The 12,993-nt window shown below is 56.1% G+C and carries 12 protein-coding genes; 4 read left to right on the forward strand and 8 right to left on the reverse strand.

The features are described from left to right. The 5 genes from ACW44H_RS17710 to ACW44H_RS17730 all read right to left on the reverse strand — a co-directional run bounded on the left by ACW44H_RS17710 (position 1) and on the right by ACW44H_RS17730 (position 5,894). Entirely contained in the window at positions 1-1,959 is a 1,959-nt protein-coding gene (locus tag ACW44H_RS17710) for a bifunctional 5-dehydro-2-deoxygluconokinase/5-dehydro-2-deoxyphosphogluconate aldolase (protein WP_457505834.1), read from the reverse strand. Positions 1,960-2,059: 100 nt separating this feature from the next. After that, a complete protein-coding gene (locus tag ACW44H_RS17715) occupies positions 2,060-2,857 on the reverse strand; it encodes a TIM barrel protein (RefSeq protein WP_457505835.1) in 798 nt (265 codons plus the stop codon). Between the two features lie 9 nt (positions 2,858-2,866). Continuing rightward, positions 2,867-3,757, reverse strand: coding sequence for an ATP-binding cassette domain-containing protein (locus ACW44H_RS17720; RefSeq protein ID WP_457505836.1), 891 nt, complete (start codon positions 3,755-3,757; stop codon positions 2,867-2,869). A 1-nt stretch (position 3,758) separates the two neighbouring features. Continuing rightward, the gene (locus ACW44H_RS17725) at positions 3,759-4,889 is read right to left on the reverse strand and encodes an ABC transporter permease (RefSeq protein WP_457505837.1); all 1,131 of its coding nucleotides are present in this window, start codon (positions 4,887-4,889) and stop codon (positions 3,759-3,761) included. A gap of 54 nt (positions 4,890-4,943) precedes the next feature. After that, positions 4,944-5,894: a sugar ABC transporter substrate-binding protein gene (locus ACW44H_RS17730; RefSeq protein ID WP_457505838.1), complete on the reverse strand. Its 951-nt coding sequence runs from the start codon at positions 5,892-5,894 to the stop codon at positions 4,944-4,946. Positions 5,895-6,132: 238 nt separating this feature from the next. Between ACW44H_RS17730 and ACW44H_RS17735 the strand changes: the two genes are divergently transcribed. From ACW44H_RS17735 to ACW44H_RS17750, 4 genes are all read left to right on the forward strand, one after another. Next, positions 6,133-7,014: a MurR/RpiR family transcriptional regulator gene (locus tag ACW44H_RS17735; protein ID WP_457505839.1), complete on the forward strand. Its 882-nt coding sequence runs from the start codon at positions 6,133-6,135 to the stop codon at positions 7,012-7,014. A 42-nt stretch (positions 7,015-7,056) separates the two neighbouring features. Next, positions 7,057-8,052, forward strand: a complete 996-nt coding sequence (gene iolG, locus ACW44H_RS17740; RefSeq protein ID WP_457505840.1) for an inositol 2-dehydrogenase — start codon at positions 7,057-7,059, stop codon at positions 8,050-8,052. Positions 8,053-8,142: 90 nt separating this feature from the next. Further along, complete coding sequence (iolB, locus tag ACW44H_RS17745; RefSeq protein WP_457505841.1) at positions 8,143-8,946, forward strand: 5-deoxy-glucuronate isomerase; 804 nt, start codon at positions 8,143-8,145, stop codon at positions 8,944-8,946. A 99-nt stretch (positions 8,947-9,045) separates the two neighbouring features. Next, positions 9,046-9,786, forward strand: coding sequence for a sulfite exporter TauE/SafE family protein (locus ACW44H_RS17750; protein WP_457505842.1), 741 nt, complete (start codon positions 9,046-9,048; stop codon positions 9,784-9,786). 62 nt (positions 9,787-9,848) lie between these two features. On the opposite strand, the gene ACW44H_RS17755 is transcribed toward ACW44H_RS17750, so the two are convergent. From ACW44H_RS17755 to ACW44H_RS17765, 3 genes are all read right to left on the reverse strand, one after another. Continuing rightward, positions 9,849-10,742 (reverse strand): drug/metabolite transporter, encoded by an 894-nt coding sequence (locus tag ACW44H_RS17755; protein ID WP_457505843.1) that lies wholly within the window; start codon positions 10,740-10,742, stop codon positions 9,849-9,851. A gap of 36 nt (positions 10,743-10,778) precedes the next feature. Further along, on the reverse strand, positions 10,779-11,504 hold the full coding sequence (locus ACW44H_RS17760) for an HAD family hydrolase (RefSeq protein ID WP_457505844.1): 726 nt from the start codon (positions 11,502-11,504) through the stop codon (positions 10,779-10,781). Between the two features lie 109 nt (positions 11,505-11,613). Then, entirely contained in the window at positions 11,614-12,918 is a 1,305-nt protein-coding gene (locus ACW44H_RS17765; protein ID WP_457505845.1) for a TRAP transporter large permease, read from the reverse strand. Positions 12,919-12,993 lie beyond the last annotated feature (75 nt).

The raw sequence follows: 12,993 nt of genomic DNA on the forward strand, positions 1-12,993 counted from the left end.
TTACGCCTCCTCCGTGTGAGACAGCATTTGCGGCTGCGCCTGCCTTAATTGCCGCCACGCCTTTATCAGCTCGGCATAGTTCTGGGCGACCCGCTCTACCAAGCGGGCATCGTCGATACGCCCGGCTAGCCAATCACGACTCGCACTGGCAAATAGCGTGCGGCCAACGGTGAACCCCTTACAGCAGGCATGATTGGCCGCTGCTTCAAAGCCGCGTTTCATGTCGTCCATAGGGGCGTCGAGCCCAAGCAGTACGACCCCACGGCAGTAGGCATCCTCGCGCTCAATCGTCTCGCCCACCGCCTGCCAGGCAACATCCGTCATTGAGGGCAGCTTCCACCAATCAGGGCGAATACCCAGGTTGTAGAGCCGCTGAAGACTGCGTGGCAAAGTGGTGTCGTTATTGGGCATATCGGCGGGAGGAATGACTTCAATCAGCAGCTCCAGCCCATAGGCACAAGCCGCCTGGTAGAGCTGGCGCAGCCGCTCCTCCTGCTCTAGGCGCAGCGAGAGTTCGTCGTCGGGATGATAGAACACCAGGCATTTAATAATCTGTTCTCTAGGCCAGTTGCGCAGGCAGGCACCTAAATCATCGCCATGCTGGAAACGCAGCGGGCGTGAGCCTGGAAGCTCCACCGGTCGACCAATCCACCAGCCTTTTCCACTAGCTTGATTGAGCGCGTCCTGACCCAGCACGTCGTCTACCAGGATCGCGGGCGTGGAAATACCGCCCAGTTTGGCACCCTCTTCGGCGGCGGTGACCAGGAGTTTTTTAAGTGCTGGCAGCCGCGCGCTGTCGGCATACTCTTCGCGTGCCATATCGGTGAGCTGGCGGCGGTGGTCAAATGCCAACCCCAATACTTCGGGCCACTGAACGGGCATTCGGGTAGTGACGCGGTGTAAATGGTTTAGGTGCTGATCGATATCCGGACGGGGTACCTCATCGCGGCGTTCCAGGTAATCGAATAACTCATCTTCGGTGGGCATGGCCGGGGCGCAGCCGTGGCGGGAGACCACCAGCGCGCCGCAGGCATTGGCATAACCGGCGCTGGCTTGCCAGGGTTCATTGCGCAGCCAGCCGCGTAGCAAGCCACTCATAAAGGCATCCCCGGCACCCAGCACATTGAGCACCTCGACCTGTACGCCCTTAACTAAAATGCCGTCTTCAATACGGTCAGGAATGGCGCCTTCAAACACCACACAACCCATGGGCCCCAGCTTGCATACCAGAGTGGCTTCGCTAACCTCTCGCACTACGCGCAAAGCCGCTAAGGTGTCCGTGCTGCCGCCGGCAATATGAAACTCCTCTTCGGTACCTACAATCAGGTCAAAGTCCGGCAACCAGCGCTGAAGATCGGTGGTCACTTTATCATCGGCGATAAAGCGGGTTTCACCATCGCCAGGGTTAGTCAGACCCCACAATACGGGGCGGTAGTCGATATCCAGCACCCGCTTCACGCCATAATGTGCAGCGGCGTCCAGCGCTTTGCGACACGCCCGCCGGGTGGTATCGGTAGAAAGATGCGTGCCGGTAATCGCCAGCGCCTTGGCCCGGGCGATAAATTCAGGGTCGATGGCGTCGGCGTCGATGGCCATATCAGCACAGTCGCGACGATAAAATAGCAGCGGGAAGCTTTCACGGTCTTTTAAAGCCAGAAGAACCAGGCCGGTGTGGCGCTCGGGATCGGTTTGTAGCGCGGTGGTATCTACCCCCACCCGCTCCAGCTCTTCGCGCACGAAGTTGCCCATCTGCTCTTCGCCGACTCGCGAGAGCATGGCGGATTTCAACCCGAGGCGAGCGGTGCCGTAGGCCATATTGCCCGAGCTGCCGCCAAGGTACTTGGCAAAGCTGGCCACGTCTTCTAAACGACTGCCAATCTGCTCGGCGTAAAGATCGACCGCCACGCGTCCCAGGCAAATCAGGTCAAGCGGTCGGTGTTGATTATTGTTATTCAGCATAAATGTCTCCCCACGTCACAAATTCGTGGTACTAGTCACAGGATGGCACTGGGCATAAAAGCGTCTTGGCTGGCAATCGATAAGGCTTATCAACCGTGGATTAAAGTGTGAAGGCAGCGCGAAATCGGTCGAGAGCGAGGTTGTCGTCGCCAGAGGCCCAGCCTTCCAGCCCTATGGTGCCGCGATAACCTATGTCGTTCAGCGCTTTGGCGATGGCCGGATAGTTAATTTCGCCAGTTCCCGGCTCGCAGCGCCCAGGCACATCAGCCACTTGCACTTCACCAATGTACGGCCCACAGCGACGAATCAATTCGATCAAATTACCTTCGCCAATTTGGGCGTGATAAACGTCCAACATAATGCGCAAGCTGGGTCGATCTACACTCTCCACCAGCGCCAGAACATCTTCTAAACGTGCAAACGGCACACCGGGGTGATCAACGTCGATATTGAGGTTTTCAAGCACAAAGGTGACTTCGTTCTGCTCGCCGAGATCCGCCAGCCGATTGAGTGTGTCTCGGGCTTTTAGCCACATGGCACCGGTCATCTGTTGGCAGGGGTTCACGGGAAGACCTTCGCCATCCAACCCCGTGCCATGCAGGTTAAGTCGCGGAATACCAAGGCGCTTGGCTACCTCAACCGACTCAGCGGCGGTTTTCAGCAGTTCATCTGCACCGGCGGCATCCGCTAAGGTGCCGGTGACATAGCCGGTCATGGATGAGAATGTGGCCCCACTATTGGCCAGTGCCTCGATATCGTGCTTAGTCCAGTCCCAGATTTCGACCTGAAAACCCAAATCAGAAATACGCTTAACGCGTCCCAGAACGGGTAAATCACGGAACACCATTTCAGCGCAGACGGCCAGCGTGAACGGAGATGATGGGGTCGGTTTGTTCATCATGGCTCCTTAATAGCCGCTCGCACTTCGCGGTGCTGGGGCCTCAGTGCTGCTTGTTGCATCGGCAGGCTGAGTTTCTTGACCGGCTAAGTTGGCCTTCTTGGCTTTATCGTCGCGCTGGAATTCCGCAAGCTCCGCATCCAGGCTTTCAAGCTCAGCACCACCCGCCATCATATTGAGCACTTCTTCGCGGCTGACTTCTTCTTTGCGGAAAGAGCCCAAACTGCCGCCGCGTGACAATAAGGTGAACGCATCGGCCACTGGGTAAGCATGGTGGACATTGTGGGTAATAAAGATGACCGCAAGCCCATCCGCGCGGGCTTTGGCAATGTAGCGCAGTACGACGGAAGCCTGCTTGACCCCAAGCGCTGATGTGGGCTCATCAAGAATCAGCACCTTGGCGCCAAAATAAACGGCACGGGCAATCGCCACACACTGACGCTCCCCGCCAGAAAGCGTGCCCACCGGCTGGCTAGGGTCGCGTACATCGATACCGATTTTAGCCATTTCCTCTTTGGCAACTCGATCGGCATATTTCCAATCAATCCGCTTCAAAGGCCCCCAGCCCACCGTCGGTTCGCGACCCATAAAAAAGTTACGGGTGATCGACATCAACGGCACCATTGCCAGATCCTGAAACACCGTGGCGATACCGGCATCGAGTGCGTAAGCCGGAGACTTGAAACGAGCGGGCTTGCCATCCAAAAGCATTTCGCCATGGGTGGGCTGATGAACGCCGGAGAGGGTTTTGATCAACGTTGACTTGCCAGCACCGTTATCCCCCAGCAGGCACATAACCTCACCGGAATAGACCTGCATTGAGATATCACTGATGGCGATGACGCTGCCGAAGTGTTTGCTAACACTGCGCATTTCAATCATTGGAGTGCGTGTCGTCATGTTATTTAGCCTCCATTGCCTTTTTGCGCATGTAATTGTTGAATAGCACCGCCACCAGCAACATCACGCCCAGGAAGACTTGGAACCAGTCCGTATTCACACCGGTGTAAAAAATGCCCATTTGCACCATGCCGAAGATCAGCGCACCGAGGGCCGCACCAATGGCAGATCCATAGCCGCCGGTCAGCAAAGCGCCGCCAATGACCACTGCGATAATGGCCTCCAGCTCTTTTAATAAACCGCGAATGGTATCCGCCGAACCGGTATCCATGACCTGAATGCAGGCAAATATGGTGGCGGAGAAAGCGGTAAACATGAAAAGCGAAATCTTAACGCGCTGAACGGGAACGCCTGAATTGCGCGCCGCATTGGCATCGCCACCGCTGGCGAAGATCCAGTTGCCGTAAGGCGTACACAGCAGCACCCAAGTCGCTACTGCGGTTAAACCCAGCCACCAGACAATCGAGACGGGAATACCGGTGACCGTGGGGTTGCCCGCAAAGTTAGTCGCCATCCAGCCATTGGCCGCCATCCAACTAAATAGTCCCGTACCGACTTCTCCAGAGAAAAGCGCCGCGAACCAATCTCCGGGGATATGGTCCTGCACTCCCCCCACCTGAGTACGTCCCGTCAACAACCGGCTAGTACCAATAGCCAGGCCACGCAGAATGAACAGGAAGCCTAGGGTAACGATAAATGACGGCAACCCCGTTTTATTGACTAGATTGCCGTTAATCCAGCCCACCAGGCCCGCACAGGCGAACGCCAGTAAAATAGCGGCCCATAGCGGCCAGCCATACTCCACCGCAGGGATGGCAATCAGAATGCCTGCCAAGCCAATCATCGAACCAATCGAAAGATCAAACTCTCCGCCGATCATCAGCAACGCAGCCGCCGTGGCGATAATGCCGAGCTGAGCGGCGACTTCAAGGAAATTAATAATACCCGCTGGGGTAAACATCCCAGTTCCGCTGGAAGCAGCTATAAAAAAGGCAAGCACCAACACGGCACCCGCTAGCGCCCCCAGCTCCGGGCGATTAAGCGCTTTCTTCCAGAAAGAGACTCTCTGGATCCGCTCATCTTGATCAACCGCTGCTGGCGCAACCGATTGTTTCGTTTCAGTGGAATTCATGGTGACCGACTCCCAAGGCTCGACACCGCAGAGCCTTTTCCGATTAGGTAGTTATCAACGGATGCCCTGGCTACTCAACTCAATGACCTGTGCAGCGTTATCTTGAGTGACAAACCCTGGGCCGGTGGCAACATCCCCTGCGGGGAGCAGTCCGTTCTTGACGAACTGATCGAGGAACATGACGGGCAAGTAGCCCTGCATGTACTGCTGTTGGTCGATCGCGAAGTCCAGCTCACCCGCATCCAAGGCTTCCAAAATGCCGGGTGAAAGATCAAAGGTACCGAGGGTGAACATATCGGTTGCCCCCTGCTCACGCATGGCCCGAATCATCGGATCAGCGGCCAATGCACCCAAGGTCAGTACTCCACGCACATCACTGTTCTCGTTGAGGTAAGCGACAATGGCATTGCGAATATTGGTGGGGTCGTAGGTGGTCGCTAGCTGCTCAGCATTGCCATCGAAGCCCTCGACAAATCCATCACAGCGCTGGTCAAGTCCCTGATTGCCTTGTTCATGGTTAACGCAGACGCCTTTTTCAACGCCCAGTTCCTGCATGCGCTCGGCGGCCTGTTTGCCCGCCTCGTATTCACTCTGCCCGACGTGCAGTCGAGCGCCATAATCCCTCGCCACGTCGCCACCGGAGTTAATGGTGATGACGGGTATGCCGTTATCGACAGCATTTTGAACAACACCGCCCAGGGCATTTTCATCGGTAAAAGAGAGAATCAAGCCATCGGGGTTAGACGCTACCGCTGCTTGCACAAGCTGTTGCATCTTGGCCATATCAAAAGTGGATGGGGCTCGGTACTCCAGCTCAGCGCCTACGAGATCAGCGGCTGCCTCTGCGCCGTTTTTCACCACTGACCAGAAAGGGTCAGAGGGAACACCATGGGTCACCATGACGAAACGGCTCGCTTCTTGTTCCTGTGCTTGTACTTGTGCGGCACCTGCCAGTAATGCCGTGGTGGCGGCAGAGGCTAGAAGCCATTGAGATAGACGTGCCATAAATAATTCCTCTTAACGTTATCATTGTTGGTAGGGAAGTGGCATTAAATGCCTTGGCACTATGGAATATAGATTCCAAACAGTAATTTCAGCAAATTATTTATTCTATACTTTGGTATAAATGGAATATTTATTCCAATAAACTAGACTGCATAACAGCCAGCCACTTTGCTCAGTGCCACTGCCCAGACGTACATGAGTGAATGAGTGGTACATGAGTTAACGCTAAGGAATGTGTATGCCGCAGCCACCACAAAGCTACCGTGAGCTGGAAAAGCTGATCACTGCCGAGTACGCCACGCTAAGCAAACGTTTGCAGCAAACCGCGCGTTTTATGCTTGATCACCCCCAGGAGGTGGCTCTGGCGACCGTGGCCAAAATTGCCGAGCAGGCAGATGTCACTCCATCCACCTTAATCCGCTTGGCCAATAGCTTGGGCTTTAAGGGCTTTTCCGAAATGCAGCAGCTGTTTCGCAGCCGCTTAGTTGATGAGTTGCCTAACTACACCGAGCGAATTCGCGCGGTACGCAGTGCCACCGGAGAAACACCGGATAGCACCCAGCTGTTATGGGAATTCGCCGACGCCAACCGCGCCGTGCTTGAGCAACTACCTAGCCGTATTAATCCAGAGAGTCTGGAAAAAGCGTTGGATATTTTTGAAAAGGCGCACGCCATTCATGTGATGGGCGCACGACGAAGCTTCATGGTCGCCAGCTACATGACCTATGCCTTAGCGCATGTGGATAAGCCCGCTTTATTGGTCAGTGGATTAGGGGGTATGTACGGCGAGCAACTACGCGCTATGAGCCAACATGACGCACTGCTGACCATCAGCTTCTCTCCCTATGCCGAAGAGAGCCAAAAAGCCTGCGAGGACGCCCATCAGCGCGGTCTACCCATTGTAGTGATTACCGACTCGAACCTGAGCCCGCTGGCACGTTTCGCGGATGTCGCTTTCGTTGTCAACGAAGCTGAAGTGAAAAGTTTCCGCAGTTTGACTGCGTCGCTTTGCTTAACCCAGGCCTTGGCGATTGCCCTGGGCGTGCGGCAGGACAAATCACGAGACAAAGCGCTGGAAAAAGTTCAGGAAAACGCCTCAAGTAAAAAACGTAAAACATAAACGCCACAGCAAGCCAACACCAACAACAAAACAGGAGAGCTTATGAAACTCGCGCTTATCGGCGCTGGACGCATCGGCAAGGTGCATGCCCAGGCCATTCACTCGCACCCGAACGTTATCCTGGCCGCCGTGGCCGATTTTCATCAGCCTGCCGCAGAGGCGTTGGCCGAGCAGTACGCCAGCCGAGCGGTCTCTGTAGATGAAATCTTCGCGGACGACGCCATTGATGCCGTACTGATTGCTTCAAGCACACCTACCCACGCGGAGTATCTGGAGCGTGCCGCACGCGCGGGGAAGGCGGTTCTGTGCGAAAAACCCATCGCCCTGGATTTAGCCCGCACGAGAAATGCTCTGCAGGTACTCAGTGAGCATCCAGTGACCTGCGCACTAGGCTTTAACCGCCGCCACGACCCTCAATTTGCTGCGCTTAAAAAGGCCATTATCGAAGGGCGTATAGGCGCACTGGAAACACTGACTATCATCAGCCGCGACCCCGCGCCCCCGCCAGCCGAGTATGTGGGTGACTCTGGCGGTCTGTTCCGCGACATGATGATTCATGATTTCGACATGGCACGCTGGCTGCTAGATGAACCGATCGAAAGTGTCTTTGCCGTCGGCAGTAGCATTATTGACCCTGCTATTGGCGAAGCGGGCGATGTGGATACCGCCATGGTTACTCTCACCACGGCTAGTGGAAAACTATGCCAAATCAGCAACTCAAGGCGCGCCTGCTACGGCTACGATCAACGCATCGAAGCTTTTGGTAGCCAAGGCATGCTCCAGGCCCAAAACGAAAGCGACACCCGGCTGCGCTTCACCGGTGAAGCAGGCCAAGTGGAAGACAAACCCAAATGGTTCTTCCTGGAGCGTTACGCCCAAGCCTATCAACTGGAAATTGGTGATTTTGTCGCCGCCTGGCAAGAGAATCGCGCACCACTTGCAGGTGCCCAAGACGGCCTAGAGGCGTTGCGCTTAGCCGATGCAGCGGAGCGTTCATTGCGTGAAGGTCGCAAAATCCCGCTCGACGCCTCGGTGTAAACAGACACCAACGTGTCTATTTTTTCATAATATTAATATCGTAAATGGCTAGCTGCCAACAGAGCCGCTAGCCATCAGAAGGAGCGACATATGGCTTCCCTACTGGTACGCCCCACCGCCCCAGACACCCTAGGCACCGTCATTGACGTTACCCCAGCATCCGCTGGCTGGCAGCACGTTGGCTTTCGGGTGCACAAACTCGCCAAGGGCCAACGCCTGGAAACCAGCAGCGATGATCAAGAAGTCTGCCTGGTGCTGCTTACCGGTCGCGCCACGGTGACATGCGGCGAACACCGCTTTGAAGATATCGGCCAGCGTATGGATATCTTTGAGCAGATCCCCCCCTATGCGGTTTATCTGCCTGACCATGTTAGCTACGCGGTGGAAGCGACCACGGACTTAGAGCTAGCGGTGTGCGCCGCCCCTGGGTATGGTAACCATGCCCCACGCCTCATCGCGCCTGACAACATCAAGCAGAGCACCCGTGGCCAGGGCACCAACACACGCCATGTTCACGATATTCTGCCGGAAACCGAGCCCGCCGATAGCCTATTAGTAGTCGAAGTATTCACACCCGCGGGTAACTGGTCGAGCTACCCGCCCCACAAACACGACGTGGATAACTTGCCCCACGAAACACTGCTGGAAGAGACTTACTACCACCGCATTAACCCTGAACAAGGGTTTGCCTTCCAGCGCGTTTACACCGATGACCGCAGCCTTGATGAAACCATGGCGGTGGAAAACGGCTGCTGCGTATTGGTGCCCAAGGGTTACCACCCTGTGGGCGCCGCCCATGGCTACTCGCTCTACTATTTAAATGTCATGGCGGGGCCCAAGCGGGCATGGAAATTCCACAACGACCCAGATCACGAGTGGTTGATGAACGTTTGATGGAACAACTCTTCGCCCGCTAACATTTATCTAATGCTATGCTGTTTTGCCCCGCCTCTGCGGGGCTTTTTATTGACCTCTACTATTCGAGAGAATCTCATGCTCCCCGATTACTCCATCATCGCTTGGCTGTTGATTATCTTTTCGGTGTATCTCACCGGGGTATCCAAAGGCGGCTTTGCGGGTGGTTTTGGCACGCTCTCGGTACCGCTCATGGCGCTGACGATCAGCCCCACCCAAGCGGCAGGGTTACTGCTGCCGCTACTGTTGGTGATGGACGTATTTGCGGTGAAGGCGTGGTGGGGCAAGCAATCGAATGCGGAAGTATGGCGTTTTGTGCCGGGCTTGTTCATCGGCGTGGCGGTGGGAACATTGCTATTTGGCAGTTTGAGTGAGCAAGGCGTGCGCCTAGCATTGGGAATTCTATCCGTCGTGTTCGCCGCGTATATGTTGCTAAAACCTGTCGCTAAAAAGCCAATTTCCAGCCGCTGGGCACTACCGGCTGCAAGCGTTTGCGGCTTTACCAGTTTTATTGCCCATGCGGGCGCACCGCCAATGAACATGTACTTGATGCCGCGCAAGCTCACCAAAGAGACCTTTATTGCCACCTGTACGATCACTTACGCGGTAGTGAACACCACCAAACTGGGTCCTTATGTATGGCTTGGCGAAGTCAATATGACCAGCGCCTGGGCCTCATTGCTGTTAGTGCCCGTGGCCTGGATCGGCGTGCGTAATGGCCTCTGGCTGCAGAGCAGAGTCAATGAGAAGCTGTTTTACCGCTTAGTCATTCTGGCCATGTTCGCAGTCGGGATTAACTTGGTATGGCAGGCGCTTTAACCTGGCGCTTCTAACCTAGAGAATCTCACTTGGCGATTATCGGCCTAAAAAGTCAGTGCTGCTTACAGCGCCACCAACATCAACCCCGCCAGCATCACCAGAGTGCCGAGGGTTTTAGCGCTGGAGGCGGGTTCTTTCAGCCATAGCACGCCCATGAATACACCCACCGGAATCGAGAGCTGACGCAGCGCCACTACGTAGCTCACCTCATCGGTGAGTGCCATGGCGATCAATACCAGGCCGTAGGTGCAGGTCATCATCAGCCCGGTGGTGACTAGCATCGGTAAGCCTTGCTGGCGAAGCGCTGGCAGTCGACGCCGCTCGGCGGGCAACAGCGCCAGCAGCGGTATCGCCCAGGCCAGCGTCATCACCGCCTGTAGCACCATAAAGACGGCTCCGGCGGTGAGCCCGCTGTGCCCAGTGCTTTGCATCAGCCCTAAGGCCTGCTTATCGATCAGAGAATAGCCAACCGTGCCCGCCGCCGCTAGCAGCGCAAACCCCATGGCAGGCGTTAAATAAGTGGAAAAACGACGCGCCTCCGGGTGGCTAAGCGGCAGGCAAAGTGCGCCAGCCACTACCAACGCCATCCCCAGGCCATCCCACATATCCAGCACGCGGCTGCCCAGCAGCGCGATTGATATCAGAGGCACCAGCACGACGGGCAACGCCCTGGCGATGGGATAAAGCACGCTCACCTCCCCCCGCGCATAGGCCCAGGCCAGGCCGCCCATATAGAGCATCTGGCACAGTCCAGAGAGCGCCAGCCAACCCCAAAAAGTATTGGGTAACGTCACGAGTGAGGGCCCAAGCAACACTAGCGGAAACATCACCAACCCCCCCGTGCCGTAGGCAAGAGTAAAGGAAGACAGCGACGGCGCATTGCGTTTGCCCAAGACGTTCCATCCGGCGTGCATACACACCGACACCAGCACTAGGGCGAGTGCGGCTGGGCTCAAAAACGCTCTCCTTGTTGAAGGCGTGTAGTGATGACATCAGGCATGCGCCGATTTTCCTGACAGAGTATTAGGCGACGAAGTGTTCGGGGATGTTCGCCAATCTAACCGACGCCACCCTTCAACGCTAGCCACCTCGGCCAATACCGGGTCGGGGTTGACCGCCACAGGGCAATCGACGTACTGCAGCAGCGGGAGGTCGTTGCGGGAGTCTGAGTAGAACGTGGTGTGACTGGGGGTGATCTGCTGCTCGACCAACCACTGCTTCAAGCGCAGCACCTTGCCGCCGCGATAGGAAAAAATGCCTTCGCTACCACCGGTATAGCGTGCGTCTTCATTAATGCCGTGCTCGATGCTCAGCTCTACCGCCAACACATGCTCGATCCCCAGAGCAGCCGCAATGGGCTGAACCAGATGCTGCGCCGATGCAGAAATCAGCAGCAGGGTATCGCCTGCCTGGCGATGCGCTTCCAGGCAGGCCCAGGCTTGTTTAAAAATACGCGGCTGTAAGTGCGTGGCGACAAACCGCTCGACCTCTTTTTGCACATCCGTTACCCGGCGCCCGCGCAGCGGCGCCAGGGTCATGGCTAAATACTCTTCAAGCTTTAGCTTGCCCGCGTGATAGGCCTGGTGCATTTGCTCCGCCCGGGCCATAAAGGCGCCGGCATCGCTGACCCAACCTTGCTCTATCATCCATAAATTCCAGCGGTCGCTGCAGTCTCCATCCAGGAGGGTATCATCAAGATCAAACAGGGCCAGGCGCATGGGAGCACTCCTTTCATCGCGGGTTGGCGGCGCGTAGGGTATGCCAACATTGATGACAGGACGATGACGCTCCTATCGCGGTTAAATGGCTACGTAGTCAAAGGTAAGGTTAACGGGTCATGGCCTCAGGCAGATAGAGCGCAATGCCGGGGAAGATATGCATTAAGGCAATCGCCAGCAGCATTAATAAAAAGAACGGCAGCGTGGCGCGGGTAATGGTCAGGATATCTTTGCCGGTCAGCCCTTGGATCACGAACAGATTGAAGCCAACGGGGGGGGTTATCTGCGACATTTCGACGACGATCACCAAATAGATACCAAACCAGATGAGATCGAATCCTGCCGCACTCACCAGCGGCATGATGATCGCCGTGACCAGCAAAATCAGCGAAATACCGTCAAGAAAGCAGCCCATCACTAGCAGCAGCAGGGTGAGCGCGATCAGCAGCATGGTGGGCGACAGGCCCATTTCGCCAATTGCCTGAGCCAGCTTCATCGGCACCTGGGTAAAGCCCATGGCCGAGGTCAGGAAAGACGCCCCCGCAATGATGAAAGCGATCATGCAGGCGGTACGTACCGCGGCAAACAGCGAGCTTTTGAAGATAGCGCGGTCAAAATGACCATTGAAGCGGGCAATCACGATCGACAGTACCACGCCGACTGCTGCGGCCTCGGTGGGTGACGCCAAGCCGCCATAGATCGAGAAGATAATCCCGCCAATCAACAGCAGAATGGGCATCAGCGACCAGGTATTACGTAACTTTTCGCCAAAGCTCATTCCCGACTCATCTTCGCCGGTCAACCCTTCACGGTTGCCTTTGAGCAGCGCCCACACGATGAGATAGCTCATGAAAAGCGCCAGGATCATCAGGCCGGGGCCGATGCCCGCCATAAACAGCCTGGAGATCGACTGTTCGGTCACCACGCCGTAGACAATCAACACAATGGAAGGCGGAATCAGCAGCCCCAAGGTCGAAGCACTGGCCAGCGTACCAATCGCCATGTTGCTGTCGTAGCCGCGCCGCTCAAGCTCCGGCAGCGTCATCTTGCCCACCGTGGCACAGGTGGCCGCTGAAGACCCGCACACGGCCGCAAACATGCCGCTGCCAATGATATTGGTATGCAGCAAACGCCCGGGCAGGCGGTTTAACCACGGTGACAGGCCACGAAACATATTATCGGCCAGCCCCGAACGGAAGAGAATCTCGCCCATCCAGATAAACATGGGCAGCGCCGTCAGGTCCCAGCCGTAACTCGCCCCCCAGAAATCGGAGGCCAGAATAGAAGCGGGTGAAAAGGAGCTAAAGAACTCGAGCGCTATCCAGGCAGTACCGATCAACGCGAAGGCGATCCATACCCCGCTCCCCAGTAGCAGCACTAGCGTAAAAATGGTGGCGAGACTTAGTAGCAGCACGAGGATCTCTCCGGTTTAAGAGGCAGAAACGCTTGTCGCAAAAGCGCAGTTAAAAGAGAGATAGCTAAAAGCGGG

The sequence above is a fragment of the Vreelandella sulfidaeris Esulfide1 genome (assembly GCF_054072535.1).